The organism is Inhella crocodyli, from assembly GCF_004004565.1.
GTDB lineage: Bacteria > Pseudomonadota > Gammaproteobacteria > Burkholderiales > Burkholderiaceae_C > Inhella > Inhella crocodyli.
The window spans coordinates 144,098-169,678 of sequence record NZ_SACM01000003.1; the positions used below are offsets into that span (position 1 = coordinate 144,098).

The following is a 25,581-nucleotide window of genomic DNA, read 5'->3' on the forward strand; positions in this document are numbered from 1 at the left end:
CCCTGCCGTCGACGGCTTCGCCGCGCGGCAAGCCGCGCTGTGCATCCCTGCCACAGCGGGCGGTGCCGGGGTTTCTAGAATCCCGTGTTTTCCCCAATCCGCGCTGCCCCACCATGCCCAAGAACACCGCCTTGATGGCCCACGCGATCCGCGCGCTGGCCATGGACGCCGTCCAAGCCGCCAACTCCGGTCACCCCGGCGCCCCCATGGGCATGGCCGAATGCGCGGTGGCGCTGTGGGGCGGCGCCCTGAAGCACAACCCGGCCGACCCGCTGTGGATCGACCGCGACCGCTTCGTGCTGAGCAACGGCCACGGCTCGATGCTCATCTACGCGCTGCTGCACCTCACGGGCTACGAGCTGCCCATGAGCGAGCTGCGCAACTTCCGCAAGCTGCACAGCAAGACCCCCGGCCACCCCGAAGTGGACGTGACCCCGGGCGTGGAAACCACCACCGGCCCGCTGGGCCAAGGCATCGCCAACGCCGTGGGCATGGCCCTGGCCGAGAAGCTGCTGGCCGCCGAGTTCAACCGCCCCGGCCACAACGTGGTCGACCACCGCACCTACGTCTTCCTGGGCGACGGCTGCATGATGGAAGGCGTCAGCCACGAGGCCTGCGCGCTGGCAGGCGCCTGGGGTTTGAACAAGCTGATCGCCGTGTACGACGACAACGGCATCTCCATCGACGGCCAGGTCGCCCCCTGGTTCGCCGACGACACCGCCAAGCGGTTTGAAGCCTACGGCTGGAACGTCATCGGCCCGGTGGACGGCCACGACGTGGCCGCCATGCAAGCCGCCATCGCCCAGGCCCAGGCCAGCACCGCCAAGCCCACGCTGATCCGCGCCAAGACCGTCATCGGCCAAGGCAGCCCCAACCGCGCCGGCACGGCCAAGGCCCACGGCGAGGCCCTGGGCGCCGACGAGATCGCGCTGACCCGCGCCGCGCTGGGCTGGACGCACGAGCCCTTCGTCATCCCCGAGGGCGTGTACGCCGACTGGGACGCCAAGGCCGAAGGCGCCAAGCTGCAAGCCAGCTGGGCCGAGCGCCTGGCGGCTTACGCCAAGGAGCACCCGGCCCTGGCCGCCGAGCTGGACCGCCGCATGAGGGGCGAGCTGCCCGAGACCTTCGCCAAGACCGTGGCCGACCTGCTGGCCAGCACCCACGCCAAGGCCGAGACGGTGGCCAGCCGCAAGGCCAGCCAGCTGGCGCTGGAGGCCTTCACCGCCGCGCTGCCCGAGATGCTGGGCGGCAGCGCCGACCTGACCGGCTCCAACCTGACCAACACCAAGAGCACGCCCGCGCTGCGCTTTGAGGACGGCAAGCCCAATGGCGGCCGTCACATCAACTACGGCGTGCGCGAGTTCGGCATGGCCGCCATCATGAACGGCGTGGCCCTGCACGGCGGCTACTTGCCCTATGGCGGCACCTTCCTGACCTTCAGCGACTACAGCCGCAACGCCATCCGCATGGCCGCGCTGATGAAGCGCCGCGTGGTGCACGTGTTCACGCACGACTCCATCGGCCTGGGCGAAGACGGCCCGACGCACCAGTCCATCGAGCACGCCGCCAGCCTGCGCCTGATCCCGCACCTGGACGTCTGGCGCCCGGCCGACACCCTGGAAACCGCCATGGCCTGGGCCGCGGCCATCGCCCGCCAAGACGGCCCCAGCGCCCTGCTGCTCAGCCGCCAAAACCTGCCTTACGCCCCCAAGGCCGACCTGTCGGTCGTGGCCCGCGGCGCCTACGTGCTGGCCGAGCCGAGCGAAGTCGGTTTGAAGAAGAAGCCCAAGGCGGTCATCGTCGCCACGGGCTCGGAAGTGCAGTGGGCACTGCACGCGCAGCAGCAGCTGGCCAAGGACGGCATCGCCGTGCGCGTGGTCTCCATGCCCAGCACCAACGTGTTCGACCGCCAGGACAAGGACTACAAGAAGTCGGTGCTGCCCAAGGGCCTGCCGCGCATCGTCATCGAAGCCGGCGTCACCGACGGCTGGTGGAAGTACGCGCCCGACGCCGTGATCGGCATCGACCGCTACGGCGAGTCGGCCCCGGGCAACGTGCTGTTCGAGCACTTCGGCTTCACGGCCGCCAACGTGGTGGCCACCGTCAAGGCGGTGCTCAAGAAGAAGCGCTGATCGGATTTCGCGGGACCCCTCACCAGGGTCCCGCTTTGTTTTTCAACCTTCCCCCTAGGAGACTCTCATGACCATCAAAGTTGGCATCAACGGCTTCGGCCGCATCGGTCGCATGGTGTTCCGTGCGGCCGTTCAGAACTTCTCGAACGAGATCGAGATCGTCGGCATCAACGACCTGCTGGAGCCCGACTACCTGGCCTACATGCTGAAGTACGACAGCGTGCACGGCCGCTTCCAAGGCGACGTCAGCGTCGACGGCAACACCCTGGTCGTCAACGGCAAGAAGATCCGCCTGACCGCCGTGAAGGACCCGGCCGAGCTGAAGTGGAACGAAGTCGGCGCCGAGGTGGTGATCGAGTCCACCGGCCTGTTCCTGACCAAGGAAACCTGCGAGAAACACCTGCAAGCCGGCGCCAAGAAGGTCATCCAAAGCGCCCCGAGCAAGGACGACACGCCGATGTTCGTGTACGGCGTGAACCACCAGACCTACGCCGGCCAGACCATCATCAGCAACGCCAGCTGCACCACCAACTGCCTGGCCCCGGTGGCCAAGGTGCTGAACGACAAGTGGGGCATCAAGCGCGGCCTGATGACCACCGTGCACGCCGCCACCGCGACGCAAAAGACCGTGGACGGCCCGAGCAACAAGGACTGGCGCGGCGGCCGCGGCATCCTGGAGAACATCATCCCCAGCAGCACCGGTGCCGCCAAGGCCGTGGGCGTGGTGATCCCCGAGCTGAACAAGAAGCTGACCGGCATGTCGTTCCGCGTGCCCACCAGCGACGTGTCGGTGGTCGACCTGACGGTGGAGCTGAACAACGCCGCCACCTACGCCGAGATCTGCGCCGAGATGAAGGCCCAGAGCCAAGGCGCCCTGAAGGGCGTGCTGGGCTACACCGAGGACAAGGTCGTGGCCACCGACTTCCGTGGCGAGCCCTGCACCTCGGTGTTCGACGCCGAAGCCGGCATCGCCCTGGACGGCACCTTCGTCAAGGTCGTGAGCTGGTACGACAACGAGTGGGGCTACAGCAACAAGTGCCTGGAGATGGTGCGCGTCGTCGCCGCCTGAGCGGTCGCATTCCACGCGCCTCGACAAGCCCCGCTCCGTGCGGGGCTTTTTCTTGGGCGCGTGCCACGGCCAGGCTCCCTAAACTCGGCGCATCGCCCCCAACAAGGTCCGCCCATGCACCGTGCCTTTGCCCTCACCCCCCTGGCCGCCCTGCTCGTCGCGAGCGCGGTGCAAGCCACCCCCGAAGCCGAAGCCCGCCTGATCGTCCGCCTCAAGGCCGACGCCCCGGTGGTGCAGGCCCGCCGCCTGGCCGCCCGCGCCGACGCGCACGAGGTGGCCGACGTGGCCCAACGCCGCGCCGACGCGCTGGGGCAGCGCCTGGGATTGACCCTGACCGCCGGCCGCGCACTGGACACGCGCACGCAGGTCGTCACGGCACGGGGCGTGAACAGCGAGACCCTGCGCCAGCGCCTGGCGCGCGACCCGCAGGTGGAGCTGGTGGCGGTGGACCGCATTCGCCGCCACAGCCGCGTGCCCAACGACCCCATCTACGGCAATGGCGGCGGGGTGGGCCCGGCGGCCGGGCAGTGGTACCTGAAGCCGCCCGCCGGTGACGTGCGCTCGTCGATCAACGCCGAGGGCGCCTGGGACCTGACCACCGGCTCGTCGACCGTGGTCGTGGCCGTGCTGGACACCGGCGTGCGCCTCGACCACCCCGACCTCGTGGCCAACCTCGTGCCGGGCTACGACATGATCGGCGCGGGCGGCGGCGGCAGCGTGCGCCTGGCGGTGGCCAACGACGGCGACCTGGCCGACCCCGATCCCAGCGACCCCGGCGACTGGGTCTCGCAGGCCGACGTGGACGGCGGCACCTTGGGCAGCGGCTGCACGGCCGACAGCATCGACGACAGCAGCTGGCACGGCACCAAGGTGGCCGGCCTGATCGCCGCCACGGCCGACAACGGCGTCGGCGTGGCGGGCGTGGGCTGGGCCACCAAGGTGCAGCCCATCCGCGTGCTGGGCAAGTGCGGCGGCTACGACTCCGACATCTTGGTCGGCATCAAGTGGGCGGTCGGCGCCTCGGTGCCCGGCCTGCCGGTCAACACCACGCCGGCCAAGGTCCTCAACCTCAGCCTCGGTGGCACGGGCCCTTGCACGGGCAGCACCGGCGCCCTGTACGTGGAAGCTTTCGCTGAAGCGACCGCGCGCAACGCGGTGGCCATCGTGGCCGCCGGCAACTCGGCCGGCGAGCCGGTGGACAGCCCGGCCAACTGCACCGGCGCCATCGCCGTGGCCGGCCTGCGGCACGTGGGCAGCAAGGTGGGCTTTTCCAGCATGGGCCCCGAGGTCGCGCTGGCCGCCCCCGGCGGCAATTGCGTGAACCTGAACGGCAGCTGCCTGTACCCGATGGTCACCACCAGCAACAGCGGCACGCGCGGCCCGGCGGCCAACACCTACACCTACAACGAGGCGGCGGTGGGCACCAGCTTCGCCACGCCCCTGGTGGCCGGCGTGGCCGCCTTGCTGTACGCCCGCGACCCCAGCCTGACGGCCGCCCAGGTGCGGACCGCCCTGACCAGCACCGCGCGCCCCTTCCCGACCAGTGGCAGCGGCAGCACCGTGAACGCCTGCCCGGCCCCGGTCACCGGCACGGAGGTGCTGGAGTGCTACTGCACCGCCACCACCTGCGGCGCCGGCATGCTCGACGCGCGCGCGGCCGTGGCCTCGGTCGGTGCGCCGCCCCCGGCCCCACCCGCACCCGCCACGGGCGGGGGCGGCGGTGGTGGGGCCTCGCACCCCGCTTGGTTGTTGGGCCTGGCCTTCGCCGGCCTGTGGCTCAACGGCCGGCGGAAGCCGGGCTCGAAGCGGCCGCAGGTGCCGCCTCCGGCACCGCGCTGAGGCCCGCGGCGCAGGCACGCGGCGCCCCGGGCCAGTCGGCGCCCGTGGCCTGGGCCTGCGCGGCCGGCCAATCGGCGCTGCGCAGGTAGAAGTTGCGGCTGGGCTCTTGGGTCGTCACCAGGCGCAGGGCGCGCAAGCCTTTGTCGCGCAAGCGGTTGAGCTCGGCCTGCGCCTCGTTGCGGCTGCTGTGGCGCGACACCACCCAGCTGCGCTGCGCCTCGGAGCCCAGGCGCTCGGCCTTGGCCTCCACGCCCACGCGGGCCAGCACCTGCTTCTTGCGCGCCAGTTCGTCGGCGTCGTCGGCCGGTCGCGTGGCCACCGCCCACTCGCCGGGCTGGGTGTGCACCCAGGCCTGCAAGCCCTGAACTCCCAGCGCGTCCAAAGCGGCCCGGGCGGCCGGCACCGCGGCCAGGTCGGGCCACGGGCCCACCTCGCGGCACACCGGCACGTGGCGCAGCACCTTCTGCGCTTCTTCCGCGCTCAGCCACTTCAAGCGCTCCGGCGACTGCTGCTGCGCCAAGCGCTCGGGCTCGCGCTGGGTCGAGCCCGGCGAACCGCCCAACCAACCGCGGCCCCACGCCCACATCAGCGCGTTGGCCGCCAAGAGCACCACCAAGATCCAGCGCAACATCGTCGTCAGCCTTCCATCGATCGCACGCTCACCTCGCCCGCCGCGACGGCGTGCAGCCCCCCGGCGTCGTCGCGCAGGGTCAGCGCGCCCTCGCCATCCACCCCCAGCACGGTGCCTTGCAGGGCCCCGGCTTGCACGCGCAGGCCGCGCAAGGCGTCGCGCGCCTCGAAGGCCGTGCGCCAACCCGCCCAGCCTTCGCGCGGCCAGCCGTTCAACAGGGCCACCAGCGCTGGCCCCACGCAGGCCAAGGCCGTGCTGGCCGTCCAACGCGGGTCCAGGCGCTGCAGGCCGGCGGCTGGCTGGCCGGGGTCGGCCTCGGGCTCGGCCACGTTCAGGCCCACGCCCACGACCACGGCTTGCACGCGATCGCCCTTCAGCACGGTCTCGATGAGGATGCCGCCGAGCTTGGCCTCGTCCAGGCGCAGGTCGTTGGGCCACTTCAGGCGCATGCGCTGGCCCTGCGGCTCCAGGGCCTCGGCCAGGGCCGCGCCCACGGCCAAGGACAGGCCGGTCAGCGGCGCGCCCTGCCAGGGCCAGGCCAGGCTGAAGGTCAGCGAGGCGCCCGGCCAGCTGTGCCAAGCCCGGCCCAGGCGGCCGCGCCCGGCGGTTTGCCGGTCGGCCACCAGCAGGCGCGGGGCGCTCAAGCCCTGGCGCGCGGCCTCGAGCAAAGTGGAGTTGGTGGACGGGCACTCGGCCACGGCCTGCAGGTCGAAGCCCGGACCCAGGGCCAGGCGCAAAGCCGTCAGCGCGTCGCCCGCCATGGGGTCAGCGCTTGGGCGCCAGCATGGTGCCCCGGCAGTTGGGGGCGCCGCACAGGCACTGGTAGGCCCGCTTGAGCTTGGGCGTATAGCGCGCGTCGAGCACCAGGCGGTAGTCGTAGAACAGCTCCTCGCCCGGCTGCAGGTCGCGCAGCGCCTTGATCCAGACGCGGCCCTGGATCTCCTCGGTCTCGCAGTTGGGCGCGCAGCTGTGGTTGATCCAGCGCGCGTCATTGCCGCCGTACAGGGCGTCGATCGTCAGGCCCGATTCGAGCTGGAAATAGAAGGTGTGGTTGGGGTCGCTCGGGTCGTGGGGGTGGCGCCGCTCGGCCTCCTCCCAGTCGATGCGTTCACCCTTGTACTCGATGACCTTCTCGCCCGCGGCGATCGGCGCCACGGCGTAGACGCCCCGACCGTGCACGCCCGACTGTTTCACCTGGATGCGGGACGGGGTCTTGGCGGCGGGCATGGCTTCGCTACAGTGGTTTTGTGTGGGCGTGCGCGCGTGAGCGTGTGCGCACACGCACGCGAGAGGCGGCGCATTGTGCAGCAGCCCACCTTTGAACCGAGAACGATCCCGCATGAGCCTCAAGACCCTGGTCATCGCCGAAAAGCCCTCCGTGGCCCTCGACATCGTGCGTGCGCTCACGCCCAGCAGCGGCAAGTTCGAGAAGCACGACGAGTACCACGAGAACGAGCACTACGTCGTCAGCTCGGCCGTCGGCCACCTGGTGGAGATCGCCGCCCCCGAGGGCGTGGACCCCAAGCGCGGCAAGTGGAGCTTTGCCAACCTGCCGGTGATCCCACCGCACTTCGACCTGCAGCCCATCGACAAGAGCAAGGGCCGGCTGAACGCGCTGGTCAAGCTCATCCGCCGCAAGGACGTCGGCCAACTCATCAACGCCTGTGACGCGGGCCGCGAAGGCGAGTTGATCTTCCGCTTGATCGTGCAGTACGCCCAACCGGCGCGCGGCAAGTTCGACAAACCCATCCAGCGCCTGTGGCTGCAGAGCATGACGCCGCAGGCCATCCGCGACGGCTTTGCCGCGCTGCGCAGCGACGAGCAGCTGCTGCCCCTGGCCGACGCCGCGCGTTGCCGCTCCGAGGCCGACTGGCTGATGGGCATCAACGGCACCCGGGCCATGACGGCCTTCAACAGCCGCGACGGCGGCTTCTTCCTCACCACCGTGGGCCGGGTGCAAACGCCCACCCTGTCGATCGTGGTGGAACGCGAAGAAAAGATCCGCAAGCACGTGGCCCGCCCCTACTGGGAGGTGCGCGCCGAGTTCGACGCCGCCGCCGGCCAGTACGAGGGCAAGTACATCCAGCCGGGCTTCAAGAAGGGCGACGACCCCGATGCCCGCGCCGACCGTCTGTGGGACCAGGCGGCCGCCGAGGCCATCGCCAAGGCCGTGAAGGGCCAGCCCGCCACGGTCACGGAAGAAAGCAAGCCCAGCACCCAGGCCAGCCCCACGCTGTTCGACCTGACCACGCTGCAGCGCGAGGCCAACTCCCGCTTCGGCTTCAGCGCCAAGACCACCCTGGCCCTGGCCCAAGCCCTGTACGAAAAGCACAAGGCCCTGACCTACCCGCGGACCGACAGCCGCCACCTGCCCGAGGACTACGTGCCCGTGGCCAAGCAAACGGCCGAAATGCTGCGCGACGCCGACCTGCCGGGCCCGCTGGGCGCCCTGAGCCAGCACGCGGCCACGGCCTTGAAGGCCGGCTACATCAAGCCGACCAAGAAGGTGTTCGACAACACCAAGGTCAGCGACCACTTCGCCATCATCCCCACGTTGCAGTCGCCCTCGAGCCTGAGCGAGGCCGAGGCCAAGCTGTACGAGCTGGTGGTCAAGCGCTTCCTGGCCGTGTTCTTCCCGGCGGCCGAATTCCAGGTCACCACGCGCATCAGCACCGCCGCCGGCCACCAGTTCCAAACCAACGGCAAGGTGCTGGTCAACCCCGGTTGGCTGGCCGTGTACGGCAAAGAGGCGCAGGACGACGACGCCACCCTGGTGGCCGTGGCCCCGGGCGAGGTGGTGCGGGCGGAGAGCGTGGACGTCAAAGGCCTGCACACCAAGCCGCCGGCGCGCTACACCGAAGCCACGCTGCTGGGCGCCATGGAAGGCGCGGGCAAGCTCATCGACGACGACGAGTACCGCGAGGCCATGGCCGAGCGCGGCCTGGGCACCCCGGCCACGCGAGCCAGCATCATCGAAGGCTTGCTGACCGAGAAGTACCTGCTGCGCGAAGGCCGCGAGCTCATCCCCACGGCCAAGGCCTTCCAGCTGATGACCCTGCTGCGCGGCCTGGAGGTCGAGGAGCTGACCCAGCCCGAGCTGACCGGCCAATGGGAGTACCAGCTCAGCCAGATGGAGAAGGGCAAGCTCAGCCGCGAGGCCTTCATGGCCGACATCGCCAAGATGGCCGAGCGCGTGGTGGCCAAGGCCAAGAGCTACGACCGCGACACCATCCCGGGCGACTACGCCACGCTCAGCACGCCCTGCCCCAACTGCGGCGGCGTGGTCAAAGAGAACTACCGCCGCTTCGCCTGCACGGCCTGCGAGTTCTCCATCACCAAGATCCCCGGCGGTCGCAGCTTCGAGCTGGCCGAGGTGGAGCAGTTCCTGCGTGACAAGCGCATCGGCCCCTTGGAGGGCTTTCGCTCGCGCATGGGCCGCCCCTTCACGGCCGAGCTGCAGCTGGTGCGCGACGACGAGATCAAGAACTGGAAGCTCGAGTTCGACTTCGGCGACGACAAGGCCGGCGACGACGGCGAGCCGGTGGACTTCAGCGCGCAATCGCCGCTGGGCGCCTGCCCGAAGTGCCAAGGCCGCGTGTTCGAGCACGGCAGCAACTACGTGTGCGAGCACGCCGTGGGCGACAAGGTCAGCTGCGACTTCAAGAGCGGCAAGATCATCCTGACCCAGCCCATCGAGCCGGCGCAGATGAGCAAGCTCTTGGCCGAGGGCGGCACCGACTACCTGGAAAACTTCGTCAGCAACCGCACGCGGCGCAAATTCAAGGCCAAGCTGGTGTTCGATGCCAAGGCGGGCAAGGTGAACTTCGAGTTCGAGCCGCGGCCCGAGAAGAAGCCCGGCGCGGCCGCCAAGGCCAGCAAGACGGCCGCGCGCAAGCGGGCCTGAGGTCGGTGCCCGAGTTCCTTCGCGCCAAGCCGGGCAGCCTGCAGTTCCGCCTGCTGGCCGCCCTGGCGCTGAGCGCAGGGCTCATCGTGCTGCTGGCCGGGCTGGGCTGGCAGGCCTTCGAGCAAGACCGCCTGGACCGGCAGTTCCAGCAGCACCAGACCACCCTGGTGGAGCTGGGCAAGCGCGGCCTGGCCACGCCCCTGTGGAACGTGGACGGCGCGGCCGTGGACAGCGTGCTGCAAGGCCTTCTGATGGACCCGGCGGTCGACCGCATCGAGATCCACGCGCCCGGCCTGCCTGGGGGCAGCTTGGCGCGCCAGAAGCCCCACAGCGGCCCCGCGACCGAGGCGGGGCCCACGGTCGCGTTCGACATCGACTACAGCGGCACCGGCAGCGCCGGCGCCACGCGCGTGGGCCGGGCCGAGATGGTGATGAACCAGGCCCAGTTGCGCCAAACCCAGCGCGACGCCCGCCTTTTCATCCTCGCGCTGCTGGCCGCGCTGCTGCTCACCCTCTCGGTCGTGGCCTACCTTTGGCTGGACCGCCTGGTGCGCCGGCGCCTGCAGCAGGTGGGCGATTGGAGCCAACGCCTGGCCCACGGCCAGTGGGACGCTCCCATGCCTGCGCAGGCCCAGGACGAGCTCGGCGTGCTGGCCGAGCAGCTCACGCACATGGCCCGGCAGATCCAAGGCTCGGCCCACGAACTGCACGTCAGCGAGCAGCGCTACCGCAGCCTGTTCGAGAACGCCGGCGAGGGCCTGTTCCAGCTGGACCACCGCGGGCGCCTGGTCGACGTCAACAACGCCCTGGCGACCATGCTGGACTTCGGCAACGCCGCCCAGGCCCTGGCGCAGAGCCGCCGCCCCACGCGCCTGGTGCGCATCGCGCGCGACGACCGGCGCCACATCGCCGACCGCCTGGCCCGCCAAGACTCGGTCACCAACCTGCCCATGCCCATCACGACCCGCAGCGGGCGCACCCTGTGGGTGGAGCTCTCGCTGCACCGCGTTGTGGCCGACGCCAGCGAGCGCCCCCTCTACCAGGGCATGCTGCTGGACATCACCGAGCGGCGCGCCGCCGAGAAGGCCTTGAGCCTGCACCGCGAGGAGCTGGAAGAGCTGGTGCAGGCGCGCACCACCGAGCTCATCGAGGCCAAGCAGCGCGCCGAAGCCGCCAGCGAGGCCAAGAGCCGCTTCCTGGCGGCCATGAGCCACGAGTTCCGCACGCCGCTCAACGCCATCCTGAGCTTTTCGCAGCTGGCGCAGATGAACGACGCCCTGCCGATGGACACCCGGCGCCAGCTCGGCCTCATCGTCGACTCGGGCGAGCACCTGCTGGCCATGATCACCGAGCTGCTGGACCTGGCCGCCATCGAAGCCGGCCGCCTGCGCTTGAACCTGGCCCCGGTGCAACTGGCCTCGCTGGCCGAGCTGTGCACCGACGCCGTGCGCCTGCGCGCCCAGGCCAAGCAACTCGGCCTGCAAATCAAGATCGACCCGCAGCTGCCCTACCGCGTGCTGGTGGACGGCCAGCGCCTGCGCCAGGTGCTGCTGAACCTGCTGTCCAACGCCGTCAAGTTCACCGACCAGGGCCTGGTGAGCCTGGAGCTGCGCGTCACCGAACGCACGGCCGGCCGCGTGAGCCTGCAGTTCGTGGTCAGCGACACCGGCATCGGCATGAGCAAGGCCCAGCGCGCGCACCTGTTCGAGCCCTTCGCCCAGGTCAGCGACGTGGCGCAGCGCCGCAGCGGCGGCAGCGGCCTGGGCCTGACGATCTGCGCGCAGCTGCTGTCGCTGATGAACAGCCAGCTCGAGCTCGACAGCGCGCCCGGCCAGGGCAGTCGCTTCTCGTTTGAGCTCGACCTCGCCATCTACGAACCCTTGGGAAGCCTGCCCTAACAATCGGGGCATGGACACCGACGGCCTCCTTCCCGCCCTTTCCGCCCTGAACCGCGCCGCGCGCGAGGCCAGCCGCCGGATGGCGCGCGCCTCCACCGCCGCGCGCAACGCCGCGCTGCACGCGCTGGCGCGTCGCTTGCGCGCCGCGCCCGAGGCCTTGCAGGCCGCCAACGCGCAAGACCTGGCCGCCGCCGCCCACCTGGACGCCCCGCTGCGTGCACGCCTGGTGCTGGACGCCGCCACGCTCGCCACCCTGGCCGAAGGCTGCGAGCAAATCGCCGCCCTGCTCGACCCCGTCGGCGCCATGACGAACCTGCAGCGCCGCCCCAGCGGCATTCAGGTGGGCCAGATGCGCGTGCCCCTGGGCCTGTTCGGCATGGTGTTCGAGAGCCGCCCCAACGTCAGCATCGAGGCCGCCAGCCTCGCCATCAAGAGCGGCAACGCCTGCATCCTGCGCGGCGGCTCCGAGGCCCTGCACAGCAACCGCGCGCTGATCCAACTGGTGCAAGAGGCCCTGCGCGAGGCGCAACTGCCCGAGGCCGCCGTGCAGCTCATCGACACCCCCGACCGGGCCGCCGTGGGCTGGCTGTGCCGGGCCGACATCGACCTGCTGATCCCGCGCGGCGGCAAGGGCCTGATCGAGCGCGTCAGCGCCGAGGCCACCGTGCCCGTGCTCAAGCACCTGGACGGCAACTGCCACTGCTACGTCGACGCCCACGCCGACCTGGCCCAGGCCTTGACCGTGGTGGACAACGCCAAAACGCAGAAGGTCAGCCCCTGCAATGCGACGGAAAGCCTGCTGGTGCACCGCGCCGTGGCCGCCGAATTCCTGCCGCGCCTGGCCGCGCTGTGGGCTGCGAAGGGCGTGACCTTCCACGCCTGCCCCGACAGCCTGCCGCTCCTGCAGCGAGTGACCACCGCGGCCGTGCCCGCCACCGAGGCCGACTGGGGCACCGAGTACCTGTCGCTGGACATCTCCGTGAAGCTGGTCGACGACCTCGACGCGGCCATCGCCCACATCAACCAGCACGGCAGCCACCACACCGACGCCATCCTCACCACCCACCACCCCAGCGCCATGCGCTTCCTGCGCGAAGTGGATTCGGCCAGCGTCATGGTCAACGCCAGCACGCGATTCGCCGACGGTTTCGAGTACGGCCTGGGCGCCGAAATCGGCATCAGCACCGACAAGCTCCACGCCCGCGGGCCGGTGGGGCTGGAAGGGCTGACGACCTACAAGTGGGTGGTGCTGGGCGAGGGGCAGGTTCGCACTTGAGCCCCGGCGGCACGGCCTCGCGGGGCGCCCCGCGCGGCTGCGGAGAATCGCCGCATGACCGCCTCCACCCCGTCCCTCGTCCCCACCGATCGGTTGCCGGCGGAAGCCCTGCACGCCGCCTTCACGCGCGCCTTTGCCGACTACGTGGCCGGCCCCTTCCAGCTGGACCTGGCCCAGTGGCCGGGCCTGCTGGCGCGGCAGGGCATCGACTTGGCGCTGGGACGCGCCGCCGTGGACGCCGCCACGGGTGACGTGCAGGCCTTTGCCCTGGTGGCGCCGCGCCCGGCCCTCTCGCGCTGGCGCCTGGGCACCATGGGCGCGGTGCCCGAGGCCCGCGGCAGCGGCGCGGCGCGCCAGTTGCTGCAGGACCTGCTGCAGCGCGCCTGCGCGGCCGGCATGGCCGCCCTGGAGCTGGAGGTCTTCGCGCAGAACCCGCGGGCGATGCGCCTGTACGAGCAGCACGGCTTCGTGCCGCGGCATCCGCTGCGGGCGCACCGGCTCGTGGCCCCTGAGGCCGGTGGCGCCACCCCGATGCCCGCGGCCTGGGCCCAACCCCAGGCCGCTGCGCTGGCGTGGTTGGACGCCGCGGCCGCCGCCCTGCCCGACCTGCACTTGCAGGTCTCGGCGCCCGTGGTGCAGGCGCTGACGGTGCCGTGGACGGCATGGCAACGCGGCAGCGCGCAGCTCGTGGTGAGCGGCGACCGGGCGGCCGGCCTGATCGTGCGCTCGCTCGTTGACCACGACCCCGCCCAGGCCGACGCCGAGGTCCTGGTCCGCGCGCTGTTGGCCGCCCACCCGGGGGCGACGGTCACCGTGCCCGCGCTGCAGCGGCCCGACCTCGGCGGCGAAGCGCTGACCCGCCTGGGTTTCGAGACCGAGCCGCTCTGGCAGTGGCTGATGCGCTGCGACTTGCGATGACCCTGGGGGACACAGCCGGCCAGGCGCTTGCCCGCGCCGGGGGCCTGCCCCCTGATTGGGCGGGGCGCCCCGTTCAACCCCCTCGCGCCTCCTGAGAATCCGGCCTTGAGAAGCGCTGTTCAGGGAAGGCGATGAGACGACTCTTGGTTTTGTTGGTGATGGCGTGCGCTTGCTGGGATGCCGCGCACGCGGCGCCCTTGCGCGGGTTGAGTCCGCTGGTGTCCGCAGAGGCGGGCGTTCCGATCGAAGAGCTGACGCGAAGGGCCGAGGCCGGCGATGTCGAGGCGCAAGTGGCCTTGGCTGTCATCAGCACCGGCTGGCTGGGCCATCGCGCCGACCTGCCGGCAGCCGAACGGTGGGCCACGGCGGTGGCGCAACAGGGCGACGTGCGGGGTGACTTGGTCTTGGGGCTCTTGGTCCTGGTGGACCCGACTCGGGCCACCGAAAGCGACAAGGCAAAGGCCCTGGAGCGCCTCGAGGCGGCGGCCCTGTCGTTGCCCCAGGGGCGTGCCGCTTTGGGATTGGCCTTGCGTCGGGGCGCGCTTGGAGAGGCCGACCCAGTCCGAGCGCGGACCCTGTTGGCCCAGGCCGCCGACGACGACAACCTGGAAGCCCTCTTCGAGCTGGCCGACATGCTGGACACCGGGACGGGCGGCGCCCCAGATCCCCGGGGAGCGACGGAGCTCTACCAGCAAGCGGCCGAGCAAGGCCACCTCCGCAGCACCACCCGATTGGGCTATCGCCTTCTGTACGGGAAGGGCACCGACGCCAACCCCACCCAAGGCAAGAAGTGGCTCGCTTCGGCCGCTGAGCGGGGCGATGCGGTGGCCCAGGCGGCGTTGGGGGAGGCCTACCGTGGCGACGTCTTGGGAAGCCCCGACCCGTTGAAGGCGCGGCAATGGTTTCGCTTGGCCGCCGCCCAAGGAAACCTGTTTGCCATGGTCCAGTTGGCCCAAATGCTGATGGACGGCGAAGGCGGCGACAAGAACCCGGTCGAGGCCAGCCGGCTGTTTCTGCGTGCTGCCGAAGGCGGCAGCCTGGTCGCGCGCAACGAATTGGGCGTGGCCTTCGAAACTGGGCAGGGCGTGGCCCGCCACCTGGACAAGGCCATGGCGCACTACCGCACCGCGGCCGAAGCCGGCTTCCCGAGGGCGCAGTACAACTTCGCCCGAATGCTCGAAAGCGGCCCCGCAGCCTCCCGCGATCTTGCGGCGGCACGGCGTTGGTACCGCGTGGCCGCCGAGGGCGGCATCCGTGCCGCGCACTATGGGTTGGGCGAGATGCTGCTGCAGGGACGGGGCGGCCCCGTCGACAAACCGGGGGCACGCGCATCGTTCCAAGCGGCAGCTGAGGCCGGACATGCGGCCGGGCAAGTGGCCCTGGCCAACCTGCTGATGGGGGAACAGGGCGACCCTCCGGACCCAGAGGGCGCGTTGAAGTGGTACCGCCAAGCGGCCGAGGCTGGACACGCGGGAGCCCAACGCAAAGTCGGCATCATGTTGCTGGATGGCAAAGGGGTCGAAGCGGATCCGGAGCAGGCGAAGGCTTGGCTGCGCAAAGCGGCCTCAAGGGGCGATGTCATCGCGCAAGTTCTTGCGGTCTCGTCAGTCTGCGGATCGGAAGCCGATGCCGAGTTGTCCCGGCAATGCGCGGCGTGGGTTCAAAGTTGTGCGGACGCTGGTGTCCCCCACTGCGAATGGGTGCTCGGCATCTCCCTGCAGAACGGCTACCGGATCGATCGCAATCCGAAAGAAGGCGTCCGCTACCTGCGCCGAGCCGCCATGCAGGATCACGCTAGCGCCCAAGCCCGGTTGGCACGACTCCACCACCTAGGCGATGGCGTCCCCAAGGATCAAGTGGCGGCCATCAAGTGGGCCAACAAGGCCGCCGCACAAGGCAATGCCGAGGCGCAGGCTTACCTTGCGAGTTGGTACGAGAACGGCATCGGATTGCCGAAGGACCTGGGCAAGGCCTTTGCCTTCGCGACGCAGGCTGCCGAAGGCAAGGACCCGCAAGGCCTGAACAACCTCGCTTGGTTGCACCACCAAGGCCTGGGAACGCCCAAGGCGCCCGACAAAGCCGTTCCGCTCTACAAGCAGGCCATCGAAGCTGGCAACAACAATGCCATCAACAACCTGGCCATCCTTCTGGAGGAAGGCGCACCCGGCGTGGACAAGGACATCGACGAGGCGCGGCGCCTGTACGTCCAAGGCGCCGAACAAGGCATGTCTTGGCCCAAGGTGCGCCTGGCTCGGATGCAGCGCGACGGCTTGGGAGAACCGGCCGACAAAGCCGCCGCTTGCGCCAAGCTGCGAGAAATCGCTGCCAAGCCTTCCAGCTATGCCATGTACGAAATGGGCGTTTGGATCGAGGAGGGGCACTGCCCGAGCCAGCAGCGCGATCGCTTGGCCGAGGCCATGCAGTGGTGGCGAAAGGCCGCGGCGAAAGACTCGGATGACGCGCAGTACCGACTTGGTTTGGCCCACAAAACCGGCGTCGGCGCCCCCAAGGACCCGGCATTGGCCACACAGTGGTTCCAGCGCGCGGCGTCGCAGGGTCACGCCAAAGCGCAGCAAGCGCTGCGCGCGCGCTGAGTTCAGCTCAACTCAAGCCGCGAAGGCCAGGCTGGCCATCGACAGGGTGCCGTAGCGCAGGCCGCCGGGCCCCACGGGCTCGACCTGCCAGCCCTCGCCCGCGGCGCCCAGCGCCACCAGCAGGGGCCACCAGTGGTCGGGCGTGGGGTGGGCTTGGCGGGCCAAGCCTGCGCCGAGGCCGTTGGGCCACAGGGCCTGCAGGCCGGCTTCGTCGCGCGCGGCCAGCAGGGCCATCACGTGCTCGACGAAGGCGCGGGCGTGGGGCGCTTCGGGGCTGCCGGGCGCGCGGAGATCGCGCAGGTTGTGCGTGAGGCTGCCACTGCCGATGACGAGCACGCCCTCGTCGGCCAGCGGGGCCAGCACGCGGCCGAGGGCGAAGGCCATGGATCCACCCTGGCCGTCGATGCGCGCGGGCAGCGAGACCTGGAAGGCGGGCACGTCGGCCTCGGGGTAGAGGTGCATCAGCGGCACCCAGGCGCCATGGTCCAGGCCGCGGTGCGCGTCGGCGCGGGGCTGCGCGCCCGCCGCGGTCAACAGATCGATGGCACGCTGCGCCAGCGCGGGGTGCCCCGGCGCGGGGTACTGCAGGGCCTCCAACTCGGGGCCGAAGCCGCCGAAGTCGTGGATCGTCTCGGGCTGGGCCACGGTGCCGACTTCGAAGCCGGCCGTCATCCAGTGCGGCGAGACGACGCACACGGCGGCAGGCCGCGGGCGGGCTTGGGCCCAGGCGCGCAAGGCGGCGCCCTCAGGCCCGGGTTCCAGCGCGAAGGTGGGCGCGCCGTGGCCGATGAAGAGGCTCATGGGATCGTCCTCAGGGGTTCACTTTCGGCAGCACGATGGGCGTCTCGACGCCGTCGCGTCGCTCCACCTTCGTGAACGGGGGCAGGCCGGCCAGCATCTGGCGGCCGAAGGCGGTGCCGCTCAGGCGGCCGTCGTAGCAAACGAGCGTGGCGTGGTCGGTTTCGCTGCGGATGCCACGGCCCAGCCACTGCGCCAGGCGCACGGCGGTGGCGGGCACCACGGACTCGACGAAGGGGCTGCGTCCTTGCACCTGCAGCCACTCGGCGCGGGCCTCGGCCACGGGGTCGTCGGGACTGGCGAAGGGCAGCTTGGGCACGAAGACCCACTCGCACAGCTCGCCGGGCAGGTCCAGGCCCTCACCGAAGCTTTGCAGGCCGACCAGGATGGAGCGCTCGCCGCGCGCCACGGCCGCGCGGTGCTCGCGCAGCAGCCAGTCGCGCGGGCCCTCGCCTTGCACGCGCATCTGCTCGCGCACGTGCGCCGGTGCGGCGGCCACGATGGCGTTGAGCTGCACCCAGCTGCTGCACAGCACCAGCGCGCCGCGTTGCACTTGCTTCCAGTCTTGCAGCATCAGGCGCGCCACCTCGGCGGTGTGCTCTTGCGCCGCCTTGGGGCTGGCGCGGGTGGGCACGACGACAAGCTTGCCCTGGGTCGCGTGGTCGAAGGGGCTGCTGACCTCGCGCGTGAGCACGTGGGGCTTGCCGCTCAGGCCGGTCTCGCGCAGGAAGTGGTCGAAGCGGCCCAGGGCCTTGAGCGTGGCCGAGGTGACGACCACGGCGCGCATGGCGGGCCACAGGTGGCGGCGCAGCACGCTGCTGGCCAGCAAGGGGCAGGCCCGGGCGGTGACGCGCAGGTGCGCGCCGCCCAAACTGAAGTCCAGCCATTTGGCCACCGGGGGCTCGCCCTCGTCGGGTTCGCTCAGGGTGAGCTGGGCGGTTTCCAGCACGTCGGCCAGGCGTTTGAAGGGCGGGCCGATCTCGGCCACCTGCAGCGCGATGAGCGGGCCCAGGGTGTCGTCGGCGGCGCGCTCGGCCTTGAGGAAGGCCGAGAACTCGGTGGCCTTGTCGTGCAGGCGCTGCGCGCAGTCGCGCACCGCCTGCCAGGGGCCGACGAGGGCGGCGGGCAGCAGGCCGTGCTCGAAACGCACGCGCGCGGGGGCCTGGGTGCCACGCCCCATTTCCTGCAGCTCGCTCACCGCGCCCCAGCCGGCCTCGGCCATCACGGCGCGCATCAGCTCGTCCAGGGCCTGGCTCAAGGGCGAGCCGCAGCCGTCGAAGCCCCCGGGGTAGCGCAGCAGCTGCGCGGCGTGCACCAGGGCCTTTTCCAGGCGCTGCAGCCAGCGGCGGTCGCTGAGCGTGGCCTCGCAGGCGAAGTGGGCCAGCGCGGTCTCGGCCAGGTGGTGGCCCTCGTCGAACACGAAGATGGCGCGGTCGCCGCTGGGCAGGCTGCTGGCGTCGCTGCGCAGGCTGGCCAGCACCAGGTCGTGGTTGGCCACCAGCACGTCGGCCTTGGCCGCGGCGCGCTTGGCGTCGAAGTAGGGGCAGTGGTGGAACTTGGGGCACTGGCGGCTGGTGCAGCTCATGCGATCGGCCGCGATGGCGTGCCACTGCACAAGGTCGTCGGGGCCCAGGCTGTCGCGCTCGCCGTCCCACTGGCCGGTGTCCCAGCGCTGGCGCAGCGCCTGCCAGCGCTCGATCGGCAACGTGGTCATGGGCTCGGGCTCGGCGGTTTCGTCGCCGGGCGGGGCCAGGTCGGCCAGCCCCACTTGCTCGCCGGTGCAGGCCTGCTCCAACTTCACCGGGCACAGGTAGCGGCCGCGGCCCTTGAGCAGGGCCACGGTGGGCGCCACCTCCAGCGCGTCGCCCAGCTCGGGCAGGTCCTTGCCGATGACTTGCTCTTGCAGCGCCACGGTGGAGGTGCTGACGACAACCTTGACGCCCGCGCGGCGCGCCAGGGTGATGGCGGCGGCGAGGTAGGCGCGCGTCTTGCCCACGCCGGTGCCGGCCTCGATCACGGCCACGCGCGTGGGGGCCTCGGGCTCGAAGGCGGCCTCGGCCAGGGCGTCGCCGATGGCCAGCAGCATTTCGCGTTGCCCGGCGCGCGGGGTGGCGCCGGGGACGGTGGCGATCAGGGTGTCGTACAGCGCGTCGAGGTCGCGGTGCAGGTCGGCGGGGGAGACGGGCATGGGGGGCGGATTGTCTGGGGCCTGGGGCCCCGCGGCCCCCTCGTGGCGCTGTTGGGTGTGTTCAGTTCGAATCAATGACAGGTGCCGGTGCTTCTTCTGCGTTGCAGCCCGCAGGGGCTTCACCCCTGCACCCGACCCCCTTTTGTCTTGCCAAAAGGGGGGAAAAGCGCCCGCCCCGGCTCCAGCGCCCCAGCCTTCGGCTGGGGTTCCCTGCGCTGCTCGTTCCGGGGGGCTGCGGGATTGAACTCCCTGCGTTCGCTGCGCTCACTGCGGTCAGACAGCAATCCCGGGTCAGAGCTTGAAGCGCGCTTCGCGCGCGTCCCCCCTGCACTGCGCTGCTCGGCGCCTCCGAACGGGGCAAACAGCCGGAACAGCCCGGACTGCGGAGCGTTGCGCCGTTTCCCGGCTGCTGGCTGTTCGGCTGTTCGCCCCGTTTGACGAGCCGAGCAGCACAGCCGAGTCCGGCGCGCGCGTCAGCGCGCTTCGTGAACTGACTCCGCCCGACTGTCTGACCGCAGTGAGCGCAGCGAACGAAGGGAGTTTCGGGCGGGCCGGGCTTGGCGAGCAGCACAGGGAACCCCCGCCACCGGCGGGGGCGAAGGCTGCCGGGGCGGGCGGTTTTGGCTTCTTTTGACAAGACAAAAGAAGCCCGGGTGCAGGGGGTGGAACCCCCTGCGGGCTCTCACAAACAGCGAGTCAATCCCCTCGAAGCCACCCCTCCCCCAACGCCCCCTGCAACCACCCCGCCAATCGCTCTGGCGCATCGAGCCACGCCAGCACCTCCGGCACCTCACACGCCCCGGTCACGCTGGCGCCAGCGCGCAAACCAGACAGGAACGCCGCCAACCCCGCGTCCACCGTCTGGAAGTGCGGCCGCAGCCCTTGCCGCCACACCAAGAGCCAAGTGGGCTCGCTCAGGGCCACCACCGGCGGCACCTCCTCGTCGGCCTCGATGGCCTTCCACAGGCTCACGACGTTGGTCGTGATCGGCCGCAGGCGAACGCTGGGATGCAAGGGCGCCGCGCGCTGCAGCCACACGCCCTCGGCATCGGCCTGCGCCGCCGCGGCGTCGAGTGCGGGCACGTCGGGGCCGTCGAACGCGGTGCGAAGGTCCCAGTCCAGCTGGGCCAACTCGGCCAGCTCGGGGTTGTGCGGGTAGCGCGCGGCCAAGTGGGCGACAAAGGCCTCGCTGTAGCGGTTGAGGCTGCGCGCGCGTGGCGGGTGCTGCGGCGCGAAGGCGGTGGCCTCGGCGTGGAACAGCTCGTCGCCCATGAAGCGGGCCGTCTTGGCGAAGGTGTCGGCCAGCACCTCGGCCAGGCGGGCGCGGTAGGCGTGGTGGTAGACGCCCAGGCGCTGCAGCGGGTCGGCGCCGGCGGGCGCGCGCAGCAGCGCGGCCGCGTCGGGGCGCTCGGCGGGCAGGGCCTCGGACAGCACGTGGTCGGCCACACGACGTTGGGTCGTGCCGAGGTCGGGCGCATCAGCTTGGCGACCGAACTCCAAAGGCGGCGCCGGTGTCACGGGCACGACCCCAGCGCCTTGCGCATCCACCTCGGCCGCGTGCCGTCGCGCCACGGCCAGCTCGGCCAGCAGCTCGGGCAGCGGCGGGATGTCGGCGTCGCGCTCGATCATGGCGGCCACGGGGCCGAACAGGCGGCGGGCCTCGCGGTACAGGGCCCAAACCTCGGGCGCCACGGGGTGGTCGTGGGTGTCGATCAGCAGCCCATCGCCTTCGCGCGCGGGCGAGTGCCCGGCGAGGTGGATCTGCTGGATGCGATGCGCCGGCAGCGCACGCAGGTAGCTCAAGGGGTCGAAGCCGTGGTTCACGCTGCTGACGAACACGTTGTTCACGTCCAGCAGCAGCAGGCAATCGGCCTCGTTGGCGATGTGGCTCAAGAACTGCCACTCGCTGTGCGCCGAGGCGCGGTAGTCCAAGTAGCTGGACACGTTCTCAATCACCAGGCGGCGGCCCAAGGCGTCTTGCGCCTGGCGGATGTGGTCGATCACGAGGCGCGCGGCCTCGTCGGTGTAGGGCAAGGGGTAGAGGTCGTGCAGCTGCTCGGGACCGGGACCGATCCAGCACAGGTGGTCCGACACCCACAGGGGCTCGACGCGGTCGGCCAGGGCCTTCACGCGCGCCAGGTAAGCGCGGTCCAGGCCCGAGGCGGCGCCAAGGGACATGGCCACGCCGTGCATCGCCATGGGCACGTCGCGGCGGAGGCGGTCCAGCACCTGCAGTGGCTTGCCGCCCTCCACCAAATAGTTGTCCGTGATGATTTCCAGCCAGTCCACGGGCTGGGGCGCCGCCAAGAAGTCGGCGTAGTGCGCGGTGCGCAGGCCCAGGCCGAAGCCGGTGCCGCATTGGGCGATGGAAGCGTTCATGGGGTCGCCCACAGCGCTGCGCCAGGACCCGCCCGGCGCAGCTGGGTTCGTGACGCGATCAGGCCTTGATGTCGCCGATGGTGCCGCCGTCCTTCAGGCATTCCATCGCGGTCTTGGCCTTGAAGCCGTGGCCCTTGCAGCCGTTTTGGCCCTTGCAGTTGTGCTCGGTGGTCTTGCAGTCGCTGTTGCCCTTGCAGTCGTGCACGTTGTAGCAATGCACCTTGTCGTTGGCGGCGATGGCCTTGCCCGTCGAGCCCTTGGGCGCGTCGGCGGCGAAGGCGGAGGCCGACAAGGCCAGCAGGGCGGCGGTCATGGCGAAGGAAGCGGCGGTCTTGGTGCTCATGGGAATCTCCAAAAAGGATGAGGTGGGAAGGGCAGGCCGTCCGGCGCTTTGGGGGTTGCATCGTTCGGTCTGAGCATGAGTCGACCGACCCACGACATCCTTACGCCGCCCACCGCAAAAAAGTTTCACGGCGCCGCTGCCTACACTGCCGCGCCCCGTTCCTGCCTTGCCCACCGTGCCCCGTTTCGCTCCGCTGTTGCTCTTGATTGGCCCCGCGTTGGCCGCCGCACAAGGCGCCGCCGTGTCCGCCGCCGACGACGCCTTCGGCACCAGCGTGGGCCGCGAAAGCATCGGCCTGTACTCGGCGAGCAGCGTGCGCGGCTTCTCGCCCACGGCCGCGGGCAATGTGCGCATCGAAGGCCTGTACTTCGACCAGGTGTGGAACCTGCCGCAGCGCCTGCGCGGCGCCCAGGCCATCCGCGTGGGCCTGAGCGCGCAGGGCCAGGCCTTTCCGGCGCCCACCGGCGTGGTGGACGTGCGCCTGCGCCGCCCGGGCGAGCGCGCCAGCGTGGACCTGGCCGTGGGCGGCGACGCCTGGGGCGGCCGCTACGTGGAGCTGGACGGCAGCCGGCCGCTGGGCGCGGGCTGGTCGGTGCAAGGCGGCGTGCAGGCCACGCACACCGAGTACGGCAACGGCACCGACGCCAACAACACCACCGCCGCGCTGGCCCTGCGCTGGCGGCCCGACACCCACACCGACGCCACGGTGTTCTGGGCCCGCACCGACACCACGCACGACCAGATCGGCCCCCTGCTGCAACCCGGCTACGCCGGCCTGCCGCCTTTCAGCCCGCCTCGCCAGTTCCAAGGCCCCAGCTGGGCGGCTTACCAAGGCGTGGGCTTGAACCGCGGCCTGCTGTTGCGCCATGCGCTCGATCCCGCTTGGACCCTGCGCCTGGGCCTGTTCCATTCCGAGTTCGACGACCGCGCCAGCTTCGCCAACCTGATGCTGGACCTGCAGCCCGACGGCACGGGCCTGCGCCGCGTGATCAAGGACCCGCCGTCCAAGGTCGCATCCGACAGCGGCGAGCTGCGCCTGACCCGCCACTGGGCGGACGGCGACTGGCAGCACCGCCTGAGCCTGCAGGCCAGCGGCCGCTCGCGCACCCGCCTGGTGGGCGGCTCGCAGAGCCTGGACTACGGCCGCATGGCCATCTACGCGCCCTTCGAGCCCTCTCAGCCCAGCTGGGCCTTTGGCGAGCGCACGCACGACCGCGTGCTGCAGCGCAGCGGCGGCTTGGCCTATGGCCTGCAGTGGGCGCGCCAGGTCGAGGCCAGCGTGGCCTTGCAGCGCAGCGACTACCGCAAGACGGTGCAAAGCCCCTCCGCATCGGGCACCCCGCGCGCCGCCACCGCCAGCCAACCCTGGCTGCCCATGGCCAACGGCGCCTGGCACTTGAGCCCCACGCTGGCGGTTTACGCCGGCTTCACGCAAGGCCTGGAAGAAAGCGGCGTGGCCCCGGCCAACGCCAGCAACCGCAACCAGGCCATGCCCGCGCTGCAAACCACGCAGCGCGACGCCGGCCTGCGCTGGCAGGCCACGCCCGGTCTCAAGCTGGTGGCCGGCGTGTTCGACGTGCGCAAGCCCTACTACAACCTCGACGCCGCCAACCTCTTCACCGAGCTGGGCGAGGTGCGCCACCGCGGCGTGGAGCTGTCGCTCAGCGGCGCGCTGTCCCCCGAGTGGCAGCTGGTCACCGGCGCCGTGCTGATGCGCCCCCGCGTCAGCGGCGAGGCCGTGCGCCTGGGCCGCGTGGGCGAGCGCCCCGTGGGCCAAGCCGAACGCAGCGGCCGCCTGAACCTGGTGTGGCGCCCCGCCGCGCTGGGCGGCGCCGCCTTCGACCTGGGCCTGGCCCACACCGGCCCCATCACCGCCACGCGCGACAACCGCGTGAACCTGCCGGCGCTGACCGAGCTCGACCTGGGCGCCCGCTGGACCTTCCAGCTCGGGCCCCAAGCCCTCACGGCCCGCGTGCTGATGACGAACGCGCTGAACCACCGCAGCTTCGAGCTGCGCGGCAGCGGGCTCTACGTCGAGCGCCCGGGGCGCCTGCTTCAGGCGAGCCTCAGCGCGGCGCTGTGAACCCGTCGCGGCCGGGGAAGTCCGACCCGCCGCCGCTCGCGCTGTGCGCGATCTTGGCCACGGCCAAGGCGGTGGCCAGCTTGGGCACCAGCACCGCCCACCCCAGGCTGCCGAGCGCCGACGCGTAGAACCCGTGCTCGGGGACCCAAACGAAGGACTGCGCGCCTTCGATGGCCAGCACCGCATGCCCCTTGAACTGGGCCCAGGTCCATGCGGCAGGCACGTCCCAAAAGATCCAAGCGTGCTGGACCCCCAGCGCGAGCCCCGGCAGGGCCAAGCCCACGGCGGCCAACAGCACCAGGTCCCACCGGTCCGCCCGGTAGGCGCGCTGGCGCGCCACCCAGACGAAGCCCGCCATGGCCGCGCCGCTGCCCAGCAGCGTCCCGACGGGCAGCAGGAGCCAGGCCACGGCGCCCAGCAGGTCCAAGCCCAGCGCCTGCTGCACGATGAGCTGCACCAGCAACACGTTGAGGGCACCCAGGGCCAAGGCCAGCCAGGGAGCGCCTCGGGGCGCGCGCACGCTCATGGGCCCCACTCCGGCGGACGCACGAAGTCCGGGTTGGTCCGCTCGGTCAGCAGGTGGTCGCGCCAGGCGCCATCGATGAACAGGTAGTCCCGTGCCAGCCCCAGCGGCCGAAAGCCCAGGCGCTGCAGCACGGCGGCGCTGCGCGCGTTCTCGGGGCGGTAGGCGGCCTGCAGGCGGTGCAGGTTCAGCGGCCCGAAGGCTTCGCCGACGACAGCCTGCAGGGCCTCGTGCATCAGGCCGGCGCCTTGGTGGGCGGCGTCCAGCGCGTAGCCGAGCGAGGCGCCCTGGTGCGGGCCGCGCGCCACGTTGCTGAGCGAGGCCGAGCCGATCACGACCTGGGGCGCGTCGTGCCGCGTCAAGAACCAGCGGTAGGCACTGCCGTTGGCCTGCGCCAGCGCTTGACTGGCCAGCAGCTCGCGCTGGTGCGCGGCGGTGTGCAGGCCCGCCGGGCGGGGCGGGTCCCAGGGGGCGAAGTGCTCGCTGTTGCGGCGCAGGAAGTCGGCCACCGCCTCGGCCAGGTCGGCGTGCGGCGCGCGCAGCAGCAGGCGAGCGGTGCGCAGCGCGTGCATCAGGTCGGCGCAGTCCAAAGCGCCGGCGGAACGAGCGAGATCAGCGCCTCCTCCTGCGCCGCGTCCACGCACTCTTTGGGGATGAACATGGCGCTGCGTTCGGTGTGGAACAACCAGCCCGAAGGCAACGCCTGCGCGCGTCGGAAGCCCGACCATGGAAGACCTTGCGGACCAAAGCCGTCGCTGTCGCGGGTCAGGCCCTCAGCGTCCAACCGGAACAGGCAGTGCCCCATGCTGCGGCGCTTGCGCCACCACACCAGGGGCACGACCAGCTGCCAAAACCCGAGAGACGCGGCCCGTTCCCACCGGTTCAGCGGCCGGCCGATTTTTTCGCCGGCTTCCGTTATGGCCTCGGTCCAGCGCTCGGTGGTCACGGCCCGGTAGGCGCGCAGGCTGTAGTCCACGTGGATGGTCAATGGTGCTTGCATGAAATC

At 71.2% G+C, this 25,581-nt stretch carries 19 protein-coding genes; 9 read left to right on the forward strand and 10 right to left on the reverse strand.

The window, feature by feature from the left end; translation table 11 throughout:
• Positions 1-113: 113 nt before the first annotated feature.
• The 3 genes from tkt (at position 114) to EOD73_RS11475 (ending at position 5,040) form a co-directional block, all read left to right on the forward strand.
• Positions 114-2,132 carry a transketolase gene (gene tkt / locus EOD73_RS11465; RefSeq protein ID WP_240660697.1) on the forward strand — a complete coding sequence of 673 codons (2,019 nt, stop codon included), beginning with the start codon at positions 114-116 and terminating at the stop codon, positions 2,130-2,132.
• 67 nt (positions 2,133-2,199) lie between these two features.
• The gene (gene gap, locus EOD73_RS11470) at positions 2,200-3,201 is read left to right on the forward strand and encodes a type I glyceraldehyde-3-phosphate dehydrogenase (RefSeq protein WP_127683144.1); all 1,002 of its coding nucleotides are present in this window, start codon (positions 2,200-2,202) and stop codon (positions 3,199-3,201) included.
• A 114-nt stretch (positions 3,202-3,315) separates the two neighbouring features.
• Complete coding sequence (locus EOD73_RS11475) at positions 3,316-5,040, forward strand: S8 family peptidase (protein ID WP_127683145.1); 1,725 nt, start codon at positions 3,316-3,318, stop codon at positions 5,038-5,040.
• Here EOD73_RS11475 and EOD73_RS11480 read toward each other — a convergent pair.
• From EOD73_RS11480 to EOD73_RS11490, 3 genes are read right to left on the reverse strand one after another with little or no spacing between them, the layout of a single operon-like run.
• On the reverse strand, positions 4,979-5,671 hold the full coding sequence (locus tag EOD73_RS11480) for a hypothetical protein (protein ID WP_127683146.1): 693 nt from the start codon (positions 5,669-5,671) through the stop codon (positions 4,979-4,981). The genes EOD73_RS11475 and EOD73_RS11480 overlap by 62 nt on opposite strands.
• 5 nt (positions 5,672-5,676) lie before the next feature.
• Entirely contained in the window at positions 5,677-6,432 is a 756-nt protein-coding gene (locus EOD73_RS11485; RefSeq protein WP_164846045.1) for a biotin--[acetyl-CoA-carboxylase] ligase, read from the reverse strand.
• A gap of 4 nt (positions 6,433-6,436) precedes the next feature.
• Positions 6,437-6,898, reverse strand: a complete 462-nt coding sequence (locus EOD73_RS11490) for an SET domain-containing protein (RefSeq protein ID WP_164846046.1) — start codon at positions 6,896-6,898, stop codon at positions 6,437-6,439.
• Positions 6,899-7,010: 112 nt separating this feature from the next.
• Here EOD73_RS11490 and EOD73_RS11495 point away from each other — a divergent pair, with 112 nt between their 5' ends.
• From EOD73_RS11495 to EOD73_RS11515, 5 genes are all read left to right on the forward strand, one after another.
• A complete protein-coding gene (locus tag EOD73_RS11495) occupies positions 7,011-9,575 on the forward strand; it encodes a DNA topoisomerase III (RefSeq protein WP_127683149.1) in 2,565 nt (854 codons plus the stop codon).
• Positions 9,576-9,580: 5 nt separating this feature from the next.
• Positions 9,581-11,473, forward strand: a complete 1,893-nt coding sequence (locus tag EOD73_RS11500) for an ATP-binding protein (RefSeq protein ID WP_127683150.1) — start codon at positions 9,581-9,583, stop codon at positions 11,471-11,473.
• A gap of 10 nt (positions 11,474-11,483) precedes the next feature.
• Complete coding sequence (locus EOD73_RS11505; RefSeq protein ID WP_127683151.1) at positions 11,484-12,749, forward strand: glutamate-5-semialdehyde dehydrogenase; 1,266 nt, start codon at positions 11,484-11,486, stop codon at positions 12,747-12,749.
• Positions 12,750-12,803: 54 nt separating this feature from the next.
• A complete protein-coding gene (locus tag EOD73_RS11510) occupies positions 12,804-13,667 on the forward strand; it encodes a GNAT family N-acetyltransferase (protein ID WP_127683152.1) in 864 nt (287 codons plus the stop codon).
• Positions 13,668-13,798: 131 nt separating this feature from the next.
• A complete protein-coding gene (locus tag EOD73_RS11515; protein WP_127683153.1) occupies positions 13,799-16,261 on the forward strand; it encodes a tetratricopeptide repeat protein in 2,463 nt (820 codons plus the stop codon).
• A 12-nt stretch (positions 16,262-16,273) separates the two neighbouring features.
• On the opposite strand, the gene EOD73_RS11520 is transcribed toward EOD73_RS11515, so the two are convergent.
• From EOD73_RS11520 to bufA2, 4 genes are all read right to left on the reverse strand, one after another.
• Positions 16,274-17,062, reverse strand: coding sequence for a DODA-type extradiol aromatic ring-opening family dioxygenase (locus EOD73_RS11520; protein ID WP_127683154.1), 789 nt, complete (start codon positions 17,060-17,062; stop codon positions 16,274-16,276).
• 10 nt (positions 17,063-17,072) lie between these two features.
• The gene (gene dinG, locus EOD73_RS11525) at positions 17,073-19,247 is read right to left on the reverse strand and encodes an ATP-dependent DNA helicase DinG (protein WP_127683155.1); all 2,175 of its coding nucleotides are present in this window, start codon (positions 19,245-19,247) and stop codon (positions 17,073-17,075) included.
• Positions 19,248-19,943: 696 nt separating this feature from the next.
• Positions 19,944-21,626, reverse strand: coding sequence for an MNIO family bufferin maturase (gene bufB, locus EOD73_RS17955; protein ID WP_127683156.1), 1,683 nt, complete (start codon positions 21,624-21,626; stop codon positions 19,944-19,946).
• A 58-nt stretch (positions 21,627-21,684) separates the two neighbouring features.
• Positions 21,685-21,969 (reverse strand): BufA2 family periplasmic bufferin-type metallophore, encoded by a 285-nt coding sequence (gene bufA2 / locus EOD73_RS11535; RefSeq protein WP_127683157.1) that lies wholly within the window; start codon positions 21,967-21,969, stop codon positions 21,685-21,687.
• A 175-nt stretch (positions 21,970-22,144) separates the two neighbouring features.
• Here bufA2 and EOD73_RS11540 point away from each other — a divergent pair, with 175 nt between their 5' ends.
• Positions 22,145-24,052, forward strand: coding sequence for a TonB-dependent receptor domain-containing protein (locus EOD73_RS11540; protein ID WP_164846047.1), 1,908 nt, complete (start codon positions 22,145-22,147; stop codon positions 24,050-24,052).
• On the opposite strand, the gene EOD73_RS11545 is transcribed toward EOD73_RS11540, so the two are convergent.
• The 3 genes from EOD73_RS11545 to EOD73_RS11555 are packed head-to-tail and all read right to left on the reverse strand — an operon-like array spanning position 24,036 to position 25,575.
• Positions 24,036-24,578, reverse strand: a complete 543-nt coding sequence (locus EOD73_RS11545; protein ID WP_127683159.1) for a hypothetical protein — start codon at positions 24,576-24,578, stop codon at positions 24,036-24,038. The two genes, EOD73_RS11540 and EOD73_RS11545, sit on opposite strands and share 17 nt — an antisense overlap.
• Positions 24,575-25,165: a GNAT family N-acetyltransferase gene (locus tag EOD73_RS11550; protein ID WP_205702458.1), complete on the reverse strand. Its 591-nt coding sequence runs from the start codon at positions 25,163-25,165 to the stop codon at positions 24,575-24,577. The genes EOD73_RS11545 and EOD73_RS11550 overlap by 4 nt, the downstream gene beginning before the upstream one ends.
• The gene (locus EOD73_RS11555; RefSeq protein ID WP_127683160.1) at positions 25,147-25,575 is read right to left on the reverse strand and encodes a YcxB family protein; all 429 of its coding nucleotides are present in this window, start codon (positions 25,573-25,575) and stop codon (positions 25,147-25,149) included. Before EOD73_RS11555 ends, EOD73_RS11550 begins: the two co-directional genes overlap by 19 nt.
• Between the last annotated feature and the right edge of the window lie 6 nt (positions 25,576-25,581).